Origin of the sequence: Streptomyces sp. NPDC050625 (assembly GCF_040654755.1) — a bacterium.
In the GTDB taxonomy this organism is placed as follows: Bacteria; Actinomycetota; Actinomycetes; order Streptomycetales; family Streptomycetaceae; genus Streptomyces.
The window spans coordinates 1-17,180 of the sequence record NZ_JBFAIQ010000038.1 but is presented as its reverse complement, the minus strand read 5'-3'; the positions used below and the strand labels follow the sequence as shown (position 1 = coordinate 17,180).

The 17,180-nt window shown below is 67.6% G+C and carries 14 protein-coding genes and 2 pseudogenes; 6 read left to right on the top strand and 10 right to left on the bottom strand.

Features of this window, described 5'->3' with window-relative positions:
* Position 1: 1 nt before the first annotated feature.
* A complete protein-coding gene (locus AB0I54_RS41950; RefSeq protein ID WP_363301625.1) occupies positions 2-502 on the bottom strand; it encodes a transposase in 501 nt (166 codons plus the stop codon).
* A 100-nt stretch (positions 503-602) separates the two neighbouring features.
* On the opposite strand from AB0I54_RS41950, the pseudogene AB0I54_RS41945 reads away from it, so the two are divergent.
* Positions 603-962 (top strand): annotated as a pseudogene (locus AB0I54_RS41945) (transposase family protein); the annotation flags it as partial.
* Positions 963-1,816: 854 nt separating this feature from the next.
* On the opposite strand, the pseudogene AB0I54_RS41940 reads toward AB0I54_RS41945, so the two are convergent.
* The 6 genes and pseudogenes from AB0I54_RS41940 to AB0I54_RS41915 form a co-directional block, all read right to left on the bottom strand.
* Positions 1,817-2,107: pseudogene (locus AB0I54_RS41940) on the bottom strand (transposase); the annotation flags it as partial.
* Positions 2,108-2,247: 140 nt separating this feature from the next.
* On the bottom strand, positions 2,248-2,577 hold the full coding sequence (locus tag AB0I54_RS41935) for a transposase family protein (RefSeq protein ID WP_363301624.1): 330 nt from the start codon (positions 2,575-2,577) through the stop codon (positions 2,248-2,250).
* A 198-nt stretch (positions 2,578-2,775) separates the two neighbouring features.
* The gene (locus tag AB0I54_RS41930; RefSeq protein WP_363301623.1) at positions 2,776-3,516 is read right to left on the bottom strand and encodes an MHYT domain-containing protein; all 741 of its coding nucleotides are present in this window, start codon (positions 3,514-3,516) and stop codon (positions 2,776-2,778) included.
* Positions 3,517-4,049: 533 nt separating this feature from the next.
* Positions 4,050-4,190 carry a hypothetical protein gene (locus AB0I54_RS41925; protein ID WP_363301622.1) on the bottom strand — a complete coding sequence of 47 codons (141 nt, stop codon included), beginning with the start codon at positions 4,188-4,190 and terminating at the stop codon, positions 4,050-4,052.
* A gap of 15 nt (positions 4,191-4,205) precedes the next feature.
* A complete protein-coding gene (locus AB0I54_RS41920; RefSeq protein ID WP_363301621.1) occupies positions 4,206-5,621 on the bottom strand; it encodes an amidase in 1,416 nt (471 codons plus the stop codon).
* A 375-nt stretch (positions 5,622-5,996) separates the two neighbouring features.
* Positions 5,997-6,824 (bottom strand): SDR family NAD(P)-dependent oxidoreductase, encoded by an 828-nt coding sequence (locus tag AB0I54_RS41915; protein WP_363301620.1) that lies wholly within the window; start codon positions 6,822-6,824, stop codon positions 5,997-5,999.
* Positions 6,825-7,129: 305 nt separating this feature from the next.
* Here AB0I54_RS41915 and AB0I54_RS41910 point away from each other — a divergent pair, with 305 nt between their 5' ends.
* A complete protein-coding gene (locus AB0I54_RS41910; RefSeq protein ID WP_363301619.1) occupies positions 7,130-8,854 on the top strand; it encodes a dihydroxy-acid dehydratase in 1,725 nt (574 codons plus the stop codon).
* 33 nt (positions 8,855-8,887) lie between these two features.
* On the opposite strand, the gene AB0I54_RS41905 is transcribed toward AB0I54_RS41910, so the two are convergent.
* The 3 genes from AB0I54_RS41905 to AB0I54_RS41895 all read right to left on the bottom strand — a co-directional run bounded on the left by AB0I54_RS41905 (position 8,888) and on the right by AB0I54_RS41895 (position 12,550).
* Positions 8,888-10,129 carry a helix-turn-helix domain-containing protein gene (locus tag AB0I54_RS41905; RefSeq protein WP_363301618.1) on the bottom strand — a complete coding sequence of 414 codons (1,242 nt, stop codon included), beginning with the start codon at positions 10,127-10,129 and terminating at the stop codon, positions 8,888-8,890.
* A 365-nt stretch (positions 10,130-10,494) separates the two neighbouring features.
* Complete coding sequence (locus AB0I54_RS41900; protein WP_363301617.1) at positions 10,495-11,238, bottom strand: GntR family transcriptional regulator; 744 nt, start codon at positions 11,236-11,238, stop codon at positions 10,495-10,497.
* A gap of 421 nt (positions 11,239-11,659) precedes the next feature.
* A complete protein-coding gene (locus AB0I54_RS41895) occupies positions 11,660-12,550 on the bottom strand; it encodes an alpha/beta hydrolase (RefSeq protein ID WP_363301616.1) in 891 nt (296 codons plus the stop codon).
* Between the two features lie 317 nt (positions 12,551-12,867).
* On the opposite strand from AB0I54_RS41895, the gene AB0I54_RS41890 reads away from it, so the two are divergent.
* The 4 genes from AB0I54_RS41890 to AB0I54_RS41875 all read left to right on the top strand — a co-directional run bounded on the left by AB0I54_RS41890 (position 12,868) and on the right by AB0I54_RS41875 (position 17,021).
* Positions 12,868-13,734, top strand: coding sequence for a fumarylacetoacetate hydrolase family protein (locus AB0I54_RS41890; protein ID WP_363301615.1), 867 nt, complete (start codon positions 12,868-12,870; stop codon positions 13,732-13,734).
* Positions 13,735-14,609: 875 nt separating this feature from the next.
* Positions 14,610-15,014 (top strand): GntR family transcriptional regulator, encoded by a 405-nt coding sequence (locus AB0I54_RS41885; RefSeq protein ID WP_363301661.1) that lies wholly within the window; start codon positions 14,610-14,612, stop codon positions 15,012-15,014.
* A 13-nt stretch (positions 15,015-15,027) separates the two neighbouring features.
* Positions 15,028-16,014: an ABC transporter ATP-binding protein gene (locus AB0I54_RS41880; protein ID WP_363301660.1), complete on the top strand. Its 987-nt coding sequence runs from the start codon at positions 15,028-15,030 to the stop codon at positions 16,012-16,014.
* Positions 16,011-17,021: an ABC transporter gene (locus AB0I54_RS41875; protein WP_363301614.1), complete on the top strand. Its 1,011-nt coding sequence runs from the start codon at positions 16,011-16,013 to the stop codon at positions 17,019-17,021. Before AB0I54_RS41880 ends, AB0I54_RS41875 begins: the two co-directional genes overlap by 4 nt.
* Positions 17,022-17,180: the final 159 nt, after the last annotated feature.

Genomic DNA, 17,180 nt, shown 5'->3' with positions numbered 1-17,180 from the left:
TTCACGGCCCTGAGCGCTCCAGCAATTGTGCGCCGCGCCCTTGCGGTCGAATCCGTGATCGGCGAGCACCGCGTGGATCCGGTTGTGCAGCAACGTGCGCCACCGCACCAACGGCGGTGCGGTGGCGCAGGATTGTCCCCTGCCGGCGGACGTGCGGCGGTGCGATCCACGCCTCCGGAAGCAGGTCCGCCCGCAGCAGGTGTGCCAGGGTCTCGCCGTCAACCCTGTCGTTCTTCAGCCGGGCGGCCGCGATCGCCCTGCACTGCAGCGGGTGCGCCAGGTGCGGCTCGAAGCCGTGGTCCTGGAGCAGCTCGAGCAGCCGGCCCCAGCCAAAGGCCGCCTCAAAAGCAACCGGCGTACCGACGGGCAGGTCGCCGATCACTTCCCGCAGCGTCTCTCGCCCGTTGGGCACGTTCCGGTTCACCGCCAAACGACTGCCACCGTCCATCACGTAGATCTGCGACCGCCGGCGATGCACATCGATCCCGACGTACGCCTGCATCTCGGGCCTCCCCTTCGACCCCGCTCCCCGAGCCCATCGTCCCGCGGGGCCACCCACCTGAGGAGCCCCCGGCCCTCATAGGGCCAGGTCATAGCCGACCCCGAAGGGTCGTCTTTTGTGGGCTTCACCGGCCCTGACCGGAGCCGTCCACGATGCGCGGGCCACTCGCGAGCACGGCATCATCGACGCCCTCACCGAAGTCGGCATCACCTACTGGGCCGACAAGGGCTACCAGGGCGCAGGCGGCACAGTCCGTCACCCCTTCCGCGCCGGCCAGCAGGCCGTCAACCGGTCCCACGCGAAGATCCGGGCACTGGTCGAACAAGCCGTCGCCACCCTCAAGTCCTGGCGGCTCCTCCGCAGACTCCGCTGCTCAACGACCCGGATCACGAACATCGTCCAAGCCGTCCTCACCCTCCATCTGGCCAGCTCAGACTGGGGTCTGGGCGGAATTTCGTGACGGTCACGATCGCAGCAGGACGCGGGTGCGGAGGAGCCGGAAGGATCCCCTGCCGTACATCTTCCGCTTGATCGTCTTAAACGGTTGACGTGGCCTTCGACGACGCCGGAGCTGTAGGCGAGTGTCATGCCGGCGAGGACGGCGTCCCAGTCCTGGCGCAGGAATCCGGCGAAGCCCCGTATCGGGTCTGGCCCGTTGGTTTCGGCCTCGCGGACCCAGGCGGCCAGGAGGTGGCCGCGGCGGTCACGGACCAGGCCGGTGAAGACACGGGCCAGGTCACAGACGGTGGCGATGTCGGGGCAGGCGATGCGTGCCTCGTCGAGTCGGGTCTGTTCGTCGTGGCTCAGGGTGTCGCGTGGGCGCATGATCCAGGAAGTGAGCTTGCGCGGGCTGGGGATCGGCCGGGGTGCTTCGGTGGCCGCGGTGCCGCCCCGCAAGCTTCGGACGTAGAGACGAACGGCCCGGTGGTTCCCGCGGAAGCCGTGCTCGCGGATCTCCCGGTAGATCTGGGTCGCGTTGGTGCAGCCGTCGCTGAAACGCTGCTGGATGTACGGGCGGTACGGGTCGATCTGGCGGGGACGTCGGTCGCGGGCCGAGGCGATCAGCACGTCGAGGTCGGTGGTCAGATAGCGGCGGACGGTCTTCCGGTCCAGGCCGAGTCGGCGGGCGATGGCGCTGATCGTCCACGTTGCCTCCCGTAAGCGGTGGATCTCCGCATGCCTCTCGGTCACTCGCTGCATGAGCGGGGTGGCAGGGATGTTGTCGAGTGGCGGCGTCAGCGGCAGCAGTGTCGTGGGCGGTGCAGTTGCCGACGTGGGTGTGTCCACGTCGTCCAAGGCGGATTTGTGCAGGCAGGCACGGTGTTGGTGGCACGTTTTCTCGACTGCGGCGGACAGGCTTTGAAGCATGTGCCAGCGGTCGGCTACCTCGGTCGCCTCCGGTGCTGCCTCCTTGATCGCGCGGCTGTAGCCGCTGTCGCGGTCCCGGCAGATGATCTCGGCGCCGGGGTGTGCGGTGAGCCAGGCGGCCAGCGTCTCGCTGGTGCGGTCGGGTAGCAGGTCGACCGGGGTGGAGGTCTCGACGTCGAGCAGGATGGTCCCGTAGGTGCGCGAGCGGCGGAAGGCAAAGTCGTCGACGCCCAGCACTCGCGGGCTGCGGGCGGGTACCTCGGGCGGATGCAACTGTCCGAGCAGCCGGGCCCGGCCGACGGGCACCGCCAGTGAGCGGCACAGCCGTGTGCCCGGCCGACCGCCCGCCACGAGCGCGACGGACCGCCACAGCGTCTTCACCCCGGCCCGGCACGGGCATAGCGCGTGGTCAGACCCTCGACCTGCTCAACGAATGTGCGTCGTCCGCAGTCTGCGGCGTCGCAGAAGAACCGCCGGACCTCCAGCTTCACCACCACGCGGCGCCCGCCGACGGGATACTCGGTCAGCCGTCGCCCGTAACGACTGTGCACCCGACGCGAGACGGTCGCGCAGTCCGGGCATGTCAACTCCGGTACGGCGCTGTGGGCTTCGGCCACAACGACCCCGCCCATCTCGGTCAACCGGTCCAGCACCATCCCCACCGCATTCGGGAACAGTGCGTCCTTCAACGCGGACAGAACCCCCATGACCAGGGCATTCCCGCTGCCAAACACGGAGCTGGGAATGGGCGATCGTGACCGTCACGAAATTCCGCCCAGACCCGAATCAAGAGATCCTCATCACCGGGGTGCCGGTCGCCAGGTGGTGCGGGGTCGCGATGGTTGTACCGGCTGCCGGGCTGGGGAGTCAGCGCTGGAGGCGTGTGGTGCGGCTGTTACCCGGTCCTATTGGTCGTGGGCAAGCATCATGTCCGGGTCGAACATGACGATCACGGCGGCGACCAGGAGGGCCGCGAGCGGGCCTGCCAGCATGACCAGGAGGAACGACAGCAGGGAGGCGGAGGGCTGTATGGACACGGTTTGGCCCGTGAGGTGGACGGAGACCGCGGCCATGCCGGTGTAGTGCATCCCGGTCACGGCTCCCCCCATGATCAGACTCGCGCCCAGGCTGGACCACAGGGTGTGGATGGAGATGGCAGCCCACAGCGCCGCTGTGGCCGCTGCGATGGCGATCACGACGGAGAGCGTCACCGTCACGGCGTCATAGCGCAGGGTGCCGTTGGTGTGGATGGCGCTCATGCCGAGGTAGTGCATGGCCGCGACTCCGAGCCCGGCGATCATGCCCGCCACCGCCAGGTTCGCCGGTGTACCGCCCCGGTAGCCGACGAGGAACACACCGATGGCGACGACAGCGATTGCGACCGCGAGGCTGAGGAGCGTTCTCATCGAGTCGTAGCTGACGAGGGCGCCCTGGACGCTGAAGCCGATCATAGCGATGAAGTGCATGGTCCAGATGCCGCAGCCGATCGATACGGCGCCCAGCGCCAGCCATCCCACTTTGCGATGCGGGCGCCGCAGCGACCGCGTCGTGCACCGCAGCCCGAGTGCCGCCCCGAGGCAGGCCATCAGATAGGCGGCCACAGGAGTCACCGCGCCGAAGTTGAAGTTGGAGACTGTAGCGCTCATGGAGCAATCCCTTCACACAAGTGACGGCAGGCGTACCCGCGGCGGCCTGGGCTGCCATTCGGCGCGCCCGTTCGTCCTCGCAGTGCTGGGTGACGGACCTGAATCATAACTGTCCAGTCGTCTATTAACATCGCGGCACGGCCAGCCGCGACATCTCGATACCCAAGACCAGGCCGACATGGTCCAGCCAGATCTCGGTGACCAGACGCTGGAAACCGACCCGGGCCACCGTGCTGGTCCGGAGACCCCCAGGTCCTCTTTGGTCACCAGCACCCGGTCCGTTGACCGCCCGCTCGACCAACGCGTACTGCAATCGCGTGGACTTCTGGTGGTCGACCACCTGCTGCCGGCCGGTCACCCTTCCCGACGGAGTTCTCCCACGGCATCACCGCTGCCGGTGGCGAAGCGCAGGATTGCCGCCGCACTGCGCCGGGGGCCCTCCGGAGAGAGCCCCTGACTTGCGGGAATTGCCAGCGCCACGGTCGCAGCGACAGGTCTCGTAAACGCCGGAGGCTCGCTGCACGCGACGGTGATCAGGTCGTGATGACGTGGCCGCCTGCCGGCTCGATGTCGCGGGCCTCAGCCACCGAGTACAGGTCTGCGGCCAAGGTCGCAAGAAGCGCTCGCAAGGCGTCAAGTGCCTCACGTTCCTGCGGATCGTCAGTCCAGTTCATGATGTTCCCTTCCTCCTAGGCGCCGGCTGGTGGGATGAGCGGGGACCGCTCGAGGTGGAACGAGGTCCGGCGCTGATACGCGTCGCCGGCGCACAACACGTGTGCCTCATGCCACCATGGACCGGCAATGGACATGGCGAGCGGCGTGCCGACGCTGGACGTGCCGATGGGTACGGTGAGAACCGGCACCCCCACTGCAGGCCAGTAGGGCGTCTGAACGCTCGCAAGCACTCCAATCGGATTCAGTGTTGACACGTCCGAGAGCAACGGTGGTCCGACATGTGCGGTCGGAGTAACGATCAGGTCGACTTCTTGATAGAGCGCGGAAAGCTTGTTGCGGATCACTCGTCGTACGCGCTGTGCCTGCACGTAGTCCGCCCCGGAGAACGCGTCCCCGGCACCGACAGCGATGCGGAATCCCTGACCGTAGTCGCTCCAGCGGGACTGGAGATCGGATTGGTGGTACGCCAGCGCCTCGCTCAGCATGATGACGAGATCGGTGGTGATGCCCTCCGCCCACATCGGCACAGTGACAGGCACCACCTCGGCGCCTGCAGCCTCCAGCTCCCGCAGCGCTGACTGGAACAGATCAGGCTGGGCCGGGTCGATTCCACCCGTCGCAGCAGCTTCGAGTGTGTCGAAGCCGATCCGGACTCCAGCCAGATCCCCGGTCAGCGCGCCCAGGTAGTCATCGACCGGCCGATCGGCGCAGTATGTGTCGGACGCGTCGTAACCGGCGATCACGGAGAGCATGAGGGCACAGTCAGCGGCGCTGCGGGCCATCGGTCCGGGGTGGTCGGCCGTGTAGCCGAGAGAAACAATGCCGGACTTGGGGACTCGACCGAACGTGGGCTTCAGGCCGGTGATCCCGTTGAACGCGCTCGGCATGCTGATGCTGCCGGCCGTGTCGGTGCCGATTGCTCCGAGGAACATGTCGCTGGCGACTCCTGAAGCGGAACCCGAGCTGGAGCCGCCGGCCCATCGGTCGGCGTTCCACGCCGAGGCAGGCACCGGAAAGGGTTTGGAACGGTCGGGGTTGCCGATGGCGAACTCCAAGGTCGACGTCTTGCCCATGACGATCCCGCCGGCCTGCTTGAGGCGCGTCACGATGGGTGCATCACCGATGCGCTGCCCCCACTCCGGGTCGAGAACGAGACTTTGCGCCGTGGTGGGGCCCTGCGATTCGGCGACGATGTCCTTGATGCCGAGCGGGATGCCTGCCAGCGGTCCGAGCGCCTCGCCCGCACTCCGCCGGGCGTCGATCTCCCGAGCCTGCGCTCGTGCCTGTTCGGCGTAACGATTGATGAAGACGCCGAGGATTTCGTCCAATTGGTCTGCGGCGTGAATGGCGGACTCGACGAGTTCTTCGGACGTCGTCCGACCGGACTCCAAGGCTGCCGCGGCCTCGGTGATGGTACGGGGTTGATCCATTGCCTGCTCCTTCGTACCGGCTGCTCGAAAGTGTGTGATGGGCCGGGTTCGGCCGCAATGAACGGCGTATTTCGTTCCCGGTCACGCGGTGCTCTCCGCCGGGAATGTGCTCCACCAGGCAAAAGCGTCGCGCGGTCGTTGAGGTGTGCCTCCGTGACGGCCCTGAATCCGGCGTAACTCGCGGGCGGCCCCGAGTTGCGCCGAAAACAGGGAGGGAGACGGACACCCGACCGATGCTGGTCACACCCCGCGGTGGGGTCTTGATCGTCGAACCGGTGAGAGTGCCACGGCCACCGCGGCCCGCACACGTCCCGCAGCACTTCTGACCCGGGTCCGGTGGGACAACCGTCCGGTGGGACAACCCCCCGTGACCCCCTACGCCGCGATCCGACGCACCAGTGGCCACGGAAGGTGTCGCACCGCCAGCCCGAACGCCTTGTACCGCAGCGAAGGCGTCGAGACGTCCTTCCCCTTCTCCAGGTCACGCAGTGATTGCTGCACCACGGTGGATGCTTCCAGCCACATCCACCGGGGCACTCCCGACCGGTCAACACTGTGGTGGAGTTCCGTTCGCACGAAACCCGGGCAGACCGCCAGGATCCGAAGCCCGGAGCCGGCATAGCTCATGTTCGCCCATCGGCTCAGGCTCAGCAGCCATGCCTTGTGCGCCCCGTAGGAGCCGCGCGGAGTCCAGGCGGCGACGCTGCACACATTGATCACCCGCCCGTGCCCGCGCGTGCACATCGCCTTCAGGGCGGCGTCCGTCAGATGCATGGGAGCCCGCACGAGAAGGTCGAGCAGCCGATCCTCGTCGGCGATGTCGGTGGCGCCGAACACACCGGACGGCAGGGCACCCGCGTTGTTGATCACCAAGTCCACCGGCCTCGACTGATCTTGGATGCGCCGCGCCGCACGGCCCAGCCCTTCCGAGGTGGCGAGGTCGGCGGCGAGCACCTCGGTCTGGATGCCGTGGGAGTGCCGAAGCCGGACCGCCACCGAGGTGAGACGCTCCTGGTCGCGAGAGACGAGTACCAGATCGATGCCACGTCCCGCGAGTTCCTCGGCATAGGCCAAGCCGATGCCGCTCGTCGGCCCGGTGACCAGGGCACGTCGCGGCGCGTCCCCGGCGTATGCCACATCTCGCTTCGAGCGGGGTCCGGGCTTCATGAAGGAGGAACGGCCCCGACGGAATGCCTTGAACATGCCCACATCCTGAGCCGCGCACCGGCGGCGCCGTCAAGGCGCGCCGACTCTCTGCGGGGCTCTGCGGCCAAGTCTTGGTGGACACACCAATCGCGCGAAGAGATTGGTGTGACGACGTTACATCGACAACGGTGAGGTCACGGCGGAGACTCGGGCTCCGGATGTCGACCGGTGCACCACTCATCGACGCTCATGGGTTTCGTGAGCTGTCTTCCGCGTGCACTGAGGTGTGGCTGTGACCCACAGGCACTCCGTATTCGCGTCGATACTGCACCAAGTCCACACTGCACAAAAAGGGGCGAACTGTGACTCACAGGCGATCGCGTACGGTGACCGAGGGCCTGGAACGTACGGCCCATCGGTGGCAGCTCCGACTCACGGGCCTGGACGACCGCGCGCTCGCGTCACCCTTCGTGGGCGTCGCGCACACCTTCGGTGAGGTGAGTCCCTGCTCCTTGTCCCTGGGTACCCAGATCGACGCGGCTAAGACCGGTGTCGAGGTCGGCGGTGGCAACGCGCGAGAGTTCGCGACAATCTCGGTCTCGGACGTCCTCACACAGAACCACAGCGGGATGCGGTTCTCGCTGATGTCCCGCGACGCCATCGCGGACTCCGTGGAAATCGTGGTGCGCGCGCAGCAACTCGACGCACTCGTGGGCATCGGTGCGTGCGACAAGACCATTCCCGGCCTGTTGATGTCCATCGTCAGGCTGAATCTTCCCAGCCTGTTCCTCCACGGCGGTTCGATGTTGCTGCCTTTCTGGCGCGGCAGGGAGACGAACCCGCTGTCCGTGCTTGAGGGCATCGGCCGTGTGCAGTCCGGAGAGATGACCGCGGCCGAACTCGACGAGTTCTCCCACGGCATGCAATCGACACTGGGTGCCTGCCCCGGGCAGTTCTCCTCCGGCACGGGGGGCACCTACGCCGAGGCCCTCGGGCTTGCCCCTCTCGGTTCGACCACCATTCCGGCTGCCTATACCGCTCGCCAGGCGGTGGCGCGGCGCAGCGCGGAGCAGTTGCTCATGAACCTGCGGGCCGGCGGCCCGCTTCCGCGTGACCTCGTCACGCGCGAAAGCCTGGAGAACGCGGCGGCGGCCGTCGCCGCGACGGGCGGCAGCACGAACGCGGCCCTGCACCTGCCGGCGATCGCGCACGAGGCCGGCATCGAGCTGACCCTCAAGGATCTCGGCGAGGTCTTCCGGCGCACCCCCCGGATCGCTGCGCTCGCGCCCGCCGGGCCGTACGTGCCCCAGCATCTCAACCAGGTCGGAGGCAACCCCGTGGTGCTCAAGGCGCTCTGGGAGGCGGGGCTTCTCCATGACACGTTGACCTTCGACGGTTCACCGCTCTCGACTGCGCTGAGCTCGGTGCCCGAGCCGGACGGTCAGATCGTTCGGTCCGTCGCCGAGGCACTGAGTCCGACCGGCGGGCTGGCGGTTCTGAGCGGCTCCATGGCGCCAGAAGGGTCGGTCATGAAGGTCGCCGCGAGCGCGACCCGGCACTTCGAAGGCCCTGCCCGGGTGTTCGAGTCGGAACAGAGCGCCTTCCGCGCGGTGCGGCGTCGCGAATACTCGGACGGCGACGTGCTGGTGATCCGCAACGAAGGTCCGCGCGGCGGCCCGGGCATGCGAGAGATCCTCAGCACCACATCAGCGATCGTCGGCCAGGGCATGGGAGAGAGCGTGGCGCTCATCACCGATGGCCGATTCTCGGGCGGGACTCGTGGCATCTGCGTCGGACACGTATCTCCCGAGGCCGCTGACGGCGGGCCCATCGCACTCGTACGCGACGGCGATCTGATCAGGATCGACGCGGACGCGGGCAGCATCGACCTGCTCGTCAATGAGGAGGAACTGGGCAGGCGCTCGCGAGCGTGGACGCCTCATGATCGGACCGCCGCCCTGGCAGGGGCCGAGGAAAAGTACGCGCGCCTGGTCGGACCGGCGCATCGGGGCGCGGTCACGCATGCGGGTGGACTCGTCTGGCCGCAGGAGCCCCTGGGTGCGGAATCCGATGAATCAGATGAATGAGATGAGTCGGACGGCGGTCAACCTGGCGAGGCGCTATGGTGCGCGCTCGGCACGCTGGAAGTCTGCTGCAAGGCCGAGAGTCCTCGTCGACTCCAGCGCGAGGCACATCTCGGCGAGCTGACGAGGATCGCGCAGCGAACGTCCGCACAAAGACTCTATGCGGCGAAGACGGTAACGGACCGTGTTGGGATGGCAGAACAGCGAGTCAGCGGTGGCGGGGACCGAGGCGCTCCTCTGGAGCCAGATCTCCAGGGTGTCCAGGAGCACGTCTCGATCGGGCGGCGGGAGCGCCAGCACAGGCCCGAGCACCTGCCGTGCCAAGTAGGACATGACGTCAGGGCTCGCGACCGAGGCGACTGCGAGTGGCGCGCGGTGGAAGACGACGACGGGCGCCGCCCCACCGCGGGACGCCGTCATCGCGATACGGGCCCGACGCATCGCCGACGAGGTCTCGGTGATCTCGTCGAAGGGCGGACTGAGGCCGATGCGGGTTCCGTGGCACTCCTGGAGCACCTGCGTCACCGGCTCGATCTGGGTGGGCTGTGTCATGGCAAGGACACCGAACACGACGTCCGGTCTGGACCTCCACGCCGTGGTGAGGCCAGCCAGGTCGAGCTTCTGCCGGAGCTGTCGGACGTCTGGTGCGGAGTGTGCGTCTAGTGCCACCCCCACGTAGGGACCACGCCGTGGGAGCCCGAGAAGTTGTGCCGTGTCCCAGGCGACGCTGAGGTCGCCGACGCGTCCCTCGATGAGTGCGTCGAAGGCAGCATCCCGCTGTTGCTCCTTGCGCCGCGCCAGTTCGAGCGCCGCCTCCCGGTGGCCCTCGCCCGCTGCTTCGGAGAATTCCTCGTGCATCGACCAGATCCGTGAGGCGGCCCACGTGACGTCGTGCGTCGAGATCCGCCCGGAGAGTTCTTCGGCCTGCTCGACGATGGCTTGCCACATCGTCGCTGCGGAGACGCGATAGGAACGCACGACGGCGTCCCAGGGAATGCCTTCTTCGGCACGCAGTCGCCCGGTGTGCCGGGCTTCGGTCGTGTCGAAGGCATTGCCGGTTCTCAGCGAATACAGAACGCGCACGAGTTGAGTGCGGATCCTGTCGGCGAGGTTCTCGTCCGTGACCACCTGGTTCGTACGGTAGAAATCGACGTCACGACGGATCGCGGCGGAGATGTTCGTCGCCAGCTCGTCGAATTTTTCCGTCAGGCGGTCGACAAGTTCCCCAAGATTGCCGTCCAGGGGATCATGTTCTGAGGTGGTTCGGGTTGCCGCCATGAGCGGACCTTAACCGACGCCTTCCTCGGCCGTACAGGCAGAAGTGTGCGGATAAGACCGAGAAGCGGCGCAGGGGCCGAATAGGGGCACTTGGATGTTCCCGCCGTTCCAAAGTCATCAGCCGTTCTTCGATGGATCGCGCTGCCGACACGGCTCAGAGCCGGCAATGGCCACGAGCCGACGTCGGAAGTCAGCCTGTCCTGACGAGGGACGCCAGGAGTCCGTGCGCCGTACGGAAGGACGGCGTCGACGCGCTGTCCGGCGTGCAGGTCACCCCGCCGACCGCTGGGTCGTCTCGGCGTCGCCTCCTCGGCCGTCGATGGCGTTCACGGGACGGGTAGGTCCTTCGACGGGATGTCGCACCCTCAAAAGCCGCCCCACGCCGGACGCGCTGCCGGCGGCGGTGCCCCCGCTTCGCTGCCCGCCCGGTCGGCGGTGACGCGGGGGATGCCCGAGATCTGAAGCCGCACGTCGCTACGGAAGTGCATGAAGGCGACGACGATGCCGTCACCGTCCGTGTTGCGGATCACCTGGTCCATCGCGGTGACCGGATCGCCGGGAGCTATGCCGAGCACGGCGGCGACGAATTCGTCTGCCCGGGAAGCGTTCAGTACCAAGTCGTGCGCACCCAGTCCCGTGGCCGAGGCAGCGCCGATGATCGAGTAGAAGTCCGCGGTGAACTCGGAGCGGTCGAGTCGCCCCGCCTCGACCGCTCGCACGTAGTTGGTGATGACGCCGATCGGCTCATCCCCGAGGTGGAAGACGTAGTCGATGCGGAGCGTGCGGTCGCCGGACGTGACACCCCGCAGACGCGTCGCGATCGGGGCCGGTGTGCTGCGGACCCAGGACCAGCTCACGACGTGCGGACTGACTGCGCCGGCTCCGAGATGGCACTCCAAGGACGTTCCGGGTCCGGGGATGCACAGGTCCATCGGGCTGTGCTCCCCTACGACGCGGGTGCCGAGCCCGCGGCGACGCACGATGAGTCCTTCCGCGACGAGCTGACCGAGGGCTTCACGTAGTTCGGCACGGCGTGCGCCGAGCTGTGCCATCAGCACTGTTTCGGGCGGCAGCGCCGCGCCCTCCCCACCATGGGGGGCAGCATCCATGGCCGCAGCTCGCACGAGATCGCGGAGGCGGTGCACGATGAGCTCACGCGCCACACGCACAGCCTCAGAGAACATTCCCGCGCGCCGAGTGTCAACGGTCATTCGGTTCGCCTCCGATCCGCTCTGTGCCCTGGATGACTGCGGGGTCCTGCCGCTGGCTCGGACGGACGGAAGGCGGAGACGGACGGTCCGCCCGCTGCCGAGGTGTCTCTGGCCTCGGCTCTCGGGCGGAGGCCGGCTGCGTCCGGGCCGGTTCCATCGCTGGTACAGCAGCGTGCACGGCGTGCCATCACGCGGCGCGGCACGGCGTGCAGGCGCACCTGCAAGAGACCGGCACGGCTCGGCGGCCGAGGCAGGGACGATGAACGATCCGCGACGATGCGCTGCTCGAACGCCTCGCAGAGGTTCCTCCGGACCGGAGTCAGACCGGCCCGCCATCCAGCGTGGCGAGGAACGCCTGGAGGTGTTGCAAGGTTGCCTCAGGCTGCTGCTCGACGAGGAAGTGGCCCGCTTCCACCGGCCCCCCTTGCACATTGGTCGCATACTCGCGCCACACGGCGAGGGGCTCGAAGAACCGTCCGACGTCACCGTGCGCACCCCAGAGGACAAGGAGGGGGCATTCGATGCGTCGATCGCGGGTGGCCGCGTCATGTTCGAGGTCAATCGAAGCGGCCGCACGGTAGTCCTCACACATCGCGTGCACCATGGCGGGGTCCTCGAAGCACCTCGTGTACTCCGCGAGGGCTTCGGGCGTGAACAGGGCTCCAGCGCTGCCAAAAGCCCCCAGCGCGTACTTGAGGAACCAGCCGGCCTCACCGGCGATGAGCCGCTCCGGCAGTGGCTCGGGTTGAGTGAGGGTGAACCAGTGCCAGTATGCCGTCGCGAGATCACGGGTCACGTGGCGGTACATGTGGTCAGTCGGAACCACGTCGAGGATGGCCACCCCCGTCACGCGCTCGGGATGATCCAACGCCAGACGATGGGACACCCGTGCGCCGCGGTCATGACCGACTACCGCGAAGCGCTCGTACCCGAGCGCCGTCATCAGGCCCACCTGGTCCAGGGCAGAAGTACGGAAGGAATATGCAGCGTGATCGCCACCGCCATGCGGCTTCGAACTGTCTCCGTAGCCGCGCAGGTCCGCCGCGACCACCGTGTAGTCGCGTGAGAGGCCAGGTGCGACCGCATGCCACATGACGTGGGTCTGAGGTGCGCCGTGGAGCAGCAGGACCGGAGGCCCCGAGCCGGCCGTGACGATCGAGATCTCGACATCTCCCACAGGGACCCGGCCCTGCTCAAATCCTTCGAACATGTGCGCATTCTCGGAGGCTCGGGGAGAGCGCCGTCAAGGCGTGGGATGGCGGGTGGACCGCGGCCACGTCAACCTTGGTCACGGCACCAATTTCTCCGTGGAATTCATGTCGGGGCAGACATCGACCGTACCACCGGTCCGCGCCAGACTCCGTGCCCGGGACGATTGATGCCGGTGCGTGCCGACGTCCTGCCGGTGGCGCGACCAGTCGGGTTTCGGCCACGGATGCGACGGCGATCTCCTCGATCTCACCGCCTCCTGCCAGCCCTCAGCCCTCAGCCCTCAGCCCTCAGCCCTCAGCCAGGAGACCCCATCCGATGAAGCTTGCGAACGTGGACGGACGAGCCGTCATCGTGACGGCGTCCGACCGGGGATTCGACGTCGCCCGAACGTCGGGGGGCAGATTCGGCCCGGATCTGGCCTCCGTGTACGACGACTGGGAACGGTTTCGCGCATGGGCGGAGAAATCACCGACTGGGCGAGAGGTATCGTTCACGCGCGCGCAGTTGTCGTCACCGTCACCGACGCCACGGCAGATCGTGGCGATCGGCCTGAACTACAGCGAGCACGCCTCCGAGTCCGGCTTCGAGGCACCCGACCGGCTTCCGCCGCTGTTCACGAAGTTCGTCTCAGCCGTCACCGGGCCGGACACGGAGGTGATGATTCCCTCCGGAGGGCACGTCGACTGGGAAGTGGAGCTCGTCGCGGTCATCGGACGTACCGGGTTCCGGATTGCCGAGAACGAAGCGTGGAGCTTCGTCGCCGGCCTGACGATAGGTCAGGACCTGTCCGAACGTATCACGCAACTCACGGGCCAAGCACCGCAGTTCAGCCTCGGGAAGTCGTTTCCTGGCTTCGCTCCGGTCGGACCCTGGCTCGTGACGCCAGACTCCCTACCGGACCGCGACGACCTACGCCTGGGATGCGCGATCGACAGCAGGACCGTCCAGGACGGTCGAACTCGCGACATGATCTTTCCGGTCGCTCGGATCGTTTCCGAGCTCTCGCGAACGATCACGTTGTACCCGGGAGACCTGATCTTCACGGGAACCCCGTCCGGAGTCGGCGTGGCCCGCAATCCGCAACGGTTCCTCGAGCATGGTGAAGAGCTGGTCTCCTGGATCGAGGGCATCGGTGAGATGCGGCAGACTTTCGTCGCTACTGAGGTTTGCGGTTCGGGGTGACGTCATGAGTGGGTCCGGTCTGGGCGATGCAGCCGTCGTGCAGTCCAGGCTGAGACCGCGTGCCTTGAGGCGGCGAGTACGGCCAGTTCGTCGATAGGGGCATGGGTGCAAGGTTGCCCCTGCAAGAGGTCGCTGGCCGCCCGGCCCGGCATGACCGTTCCCCCTCGCAGCGGGAATTCCGCAGTCTCCGGAATCTGGCCGGAGGCGGTGGCTGCGATGGTGATCGAGGAACTGACGCCGAGGGGACCTTACGTCGACCCGTAGCGCTGGGTCGCCCTCGAGCTGATGCCCGTACCGATGTTGCTCGCCGCACCGGTCACGGCGAGCACCGGCGGCACGCGCTCGGACGAGCTGACGACCCGGCACCATGGTGCGTCAGGGATCCACGAGCCAGCTTTCCCGGGACCGCCTCGGCCACCCGGCTTGTCGACCGCGTGCCCGGAGCGCCATCGCTAGTTCTGCGGTACAAGACGGCTCCCGCCGCGAGGGGTTTCGCGGCGGAAGCCGTGGAGTAGCGGATTCCTCAGCGTAGTCGTCAAGCTTCGGCGACTCGACGTCCTGTCGGTGAGGGCTCATCACTCGTCTTCGTCGTCCAAGTCGTAGGGCGGGATGGTCCATCGCATCACAAGGTACGGGGCCTTCACTCGCGCGCTTCGCCGCTGTCCAACGGCGGGCGCGGACAGGCTCAGGCGGGCGGGTTTGGTGACCGGAAGGATTCCCATGTCATGAATCCGTCACCGTTCTGTCCCGACAGGGGCCGTGGGGGCCGGTGTGTTTGACAGGCCTCGGATCAGCGCCACATCATCATTCCACTAATCGACTAGCGAAAGGGGGTTGAGGGGTTCGTGGAGTTCCGCATCGACAGGCGGAGCGGGATGCCCGCCTATCAGCAGATCGTCCAGCAGACCAAACAGGCCCTGCGGCTGGGCGTTCTCATGCCCGGCGACCGGCTGCCCACCGCCAAGGAGGTCGCTGAGACCTGCGCGGTCAACCCCAACACCACACTCAAGGCCTATCGGGAGCTGGAACGCGAAGGTCTGGCCGAACCACGGCCCGGCCTGGGCACCTTCATCCGCCGGTCATTGGCCCGCCCCCAGGCGGGTGCCGACTCCCCGTTGCGCGGGGAGCTGGAGGCGTGGATGACGCGGGCACGCGAGGCGGGCCTGGAGCGGGAGGACGTGGCCGCGCTGGTCGCGTCGGTCCTGGAGGAGCGGTACGCCCACACCACGGCGGCCGCCGGCACAACGGAAAGTCTTGAAACGAGGGGTACCAGTGAGTAACGCCATAGACGCCATGGACGACGGGGGCCCGGCGAAGGAGCTGGCGATGGAGGCCAACCGGGTGGGCCTGAAGTACCGCCGGGGCTGGGCCCTTCAGGACTGCTCGTTCCGGCTGCCGGCCGGCCGGATCTGCGGCCTGGTGGGCCCCAACGGCGCGGGAAAGACCACGCTGATGGCGATCGCCGCCAATCTGCTGCAGCCGACGGAGGGCACCCTCAAGGTGTTCGGCGCAGCACCGGAATCCGCGGAGGCCGGACGGCGTACCGCGTTCCTCGCCCAGGAGAAACCGCTGTTCCGCCGCTTCACCGTGGCCGAGACGCTGCGCATGGGCCGCGAGCTCAACCCCGGCTGGGACCAGCGGGCCGCCGAGAACATCGTCCGTGCGGGCAATGTGCCCATGGAAGCGAAGATCGGTACCCTATCCGGCGGGCAGCGCACCCGGGTCGCCTTCGCCCTCGCCTTCGGCAAGCGCCCCGACCTGCTGCTGCTCGACGAGCCGATGTCCGACCTCGACCCACTGGTACGCCACGAGCTCATGAGCACGTTGATGGCCGAGGCCGCCGAACACGGCACCACCGTGCTGATGTCCTCCCACATGCTCAGCGAGCTGGAGAACGTCTGCGACTTCCTCCTCGTCATCTCCGCGGGCGGACTGCGCATGGCCGGTGATGTGGACGAACTCCGCAGCGCCCACCTGTTGTTGCACGGCGTCCGGAGCAACGAGAGCGACAGCGAGCGGCAGGGCCATGCCCAGGACGTCCCCGCGGAACTCGCCGGTCACACCCTCGTCGAATACCGCACCAGCGGACGCCAAGTCACCGCCCTCGTCCGTCCCGACGGCCCGGTGACCGGCCAGTGGCAGGCCGCCACCCCGAACCTGGAGGAACTCCTGCTCTCCTACCTGCGCTGCCCCGACGCGCCACCGCTGATCACCTTCCAAGCCCACGTCCCGGGCCAGACCTATGGCTCCGACGGCTCGCGGGCGGTGGCTGCCCGATGAGCAACCTGACCAAGACCTCAGCCACCAGGTCCAACGGGTCCACTGCGTCCCCCATGGCCACCCGCGGCCGTCGGCTCAGCGGCCTGAACTGGCTCATCTGGCGCCAGCACCGAGCCGGCTTCTGGACCCTCCTCGCCATCACCGCCATCTGCGTGGCGTGGCTCGTCTATCAGCGCACCGAACTGATAAACCAGCTCACCGCCCAGGGCTGGCCTGACTCGACGCCCGACAAGTGGCTCAATGGCGAACACCCCCAACAGTTCCAATTCGTGGGCTGGTCCCTCGGCTTCATCCCCATCGTGCTGGGCGTCTTCCTCGGCGCCCCTCTACTCGCCGGTGACCTGGAAAACGGCACCGCCAAACTCGTCGCCTCGCAGTCCGTCACCCCCATCCGCTGGCTGGCCACCAAGCTTGGAATCAGCGCCCTGGTGGTCATTGTGTGCACGGCGGCGCTCTCCGTCGCGTTTGGCCGGTGGTGGGGTCCGGTCAAGTACGTGCCCACAGCGCTGGAGTGGAGCGATGGCGCCGCGTTCGACAACACCGGCCCCGTTCCCGTTGCGCTTGCGCTCTTCACCGTCGTGGGCGGCGTGGCGATCGGCATGCTCCTGCGCCGCACCCTGATCTCCATGGTCGTCACCTTCGCCTTCGCCGTCGTCGTCCAGCTGGTCTGGAGCTACTTCCGGCTGGACCTCGGCCACGTCCTCACGGTCACCACCCGCAAGGGAATCAGCCACGGCGCGTTCCCGCAGATACCTCAAAATGCCCTGGAGATCGACCACTGGTACATCTCGGGATCCGGGCAGACCTACGGCTGGGGCACCTGCGTCGCACACAAGTTGTCCGAGAAGGTCTGTATTCAGAAGTTCGACCTCGTGGGCTGGAAGGTGGACTACCTGCCGATGTCGCAGATGAGCAGCATGCAGTGGTTCGGCGCCTCGATCCTCTTCGCCCTGACCGCAGCCGTCACCGTGTTCATCTTCATCCGGGGCCGCAAGCGCATCGTCTGACAGCCACGAGCCGGTCCCCCGGCGCTCGGGTCAGCCCTTCTCCCTGCGCGCACGGTAGACCGTGGGCGCCCCCCCCCCCCGCCCCGGCGGGGGGGGGGCGCCCCGGGGCGGGGGGGTCGGGGGAGGGAACAGGCGAGGCAGCCAGACAAACCCAACCGC

Bases quoted from the DNA above. Each gene is read 5' to 3' on its own strand.
- AB0I54_RS41900 (WP_363301617.1), bottom strand. From the start codon at position 11,238: ATGGATGCTGCCCCCCATGGTGGGGAGGGCGCGGCGCTGCCGCCCGAA.
- AB0I54_RS41935 (WP_363301624.1), bottom strand. From the start codon at position 2,577: ATGGGGGTTCTGTCCGCGTTGAAGGACGCACTGTTCCCGAATGCGGTG.
- AB0I54_RS41875 (WP_363301614.1), top strand. From the start codon at position 16,011: ATGAGCAACCTGACCAAGACCTCAGCCACCAGGTCCAACGGGTCCACT.
- AB0I54_RS41885 (WP_363301661.1), top strand. From the start codon at position 14,610: ATGCCCGCCTATCAGCAGATCGTCCAGCAGACCAAACAGGCCCTGCGG.
- AB0I54_RS41905 (WP_363301618.1), bottom strand. From the start codon at position 10,129: ATGGCGGCAACCCGAACCACCTCAGAACATGATCCCCTGGACGGCAAT.
- AB0I54_RS41930 (WP_363301623.1), bottom strand. From the start codon at position 3,516: ATGAGCGCTACAGTCTCCAACTTCAACTTCGGCGCGGTGACTCCTGTG.
- AB0I54_RS41950 (WP_363301625.1), bottom strand. From the start codon at position 502: ATGCAGGCGTACGTCGGGATCGATGTGCATCGCCGGCGGTCGCAGATC.
- AB0I54_RS41895 (WP_363301616.1), bottom strand. From the start codon at position 12,550: ATGTTCGAAGGATTTGAGCAGGGCCGGGTCCCTGTGGGAGATGTCGAG.
- AB0I54_RS41920 (WP_363301621.1), bottom strand. From the start codon at position 5,621: ATGGATCAACCCCGTACCATCACCGAGGCCGCGGCAGCCTTGGAGTCC.
- AB0I54_RS41880 (WP_363301660.1), top strand. From the start codon at position 15,028: ATGGACGACGGGGGCCCGGCGAAGGAGCTGGCGATGGAGGCCAACCGG.
- AB0I54_RS41915 (WP_363301620.1), bottom strand. From the start codon at position 6,824: ATGTTCAAGGCATTCCGTCGGGGCCGTTCCTCCTTCATGAAGCCCGGA.
- AB0I54_RS41925 (WP_363301622.1), bottom strand. From the start codon at position 4,190: ATGAACTGGACTGACGATCCGCAGGAACGTGAGGCACTTGACGCCTTG.
- AB0I54_RS41890 (WP_363301615.1), top strand. From the start codon at position 12,868: ATGAAGCTTGCGAACGTGGACGGACGAGCCGTCATCGTGACGGCGTCC.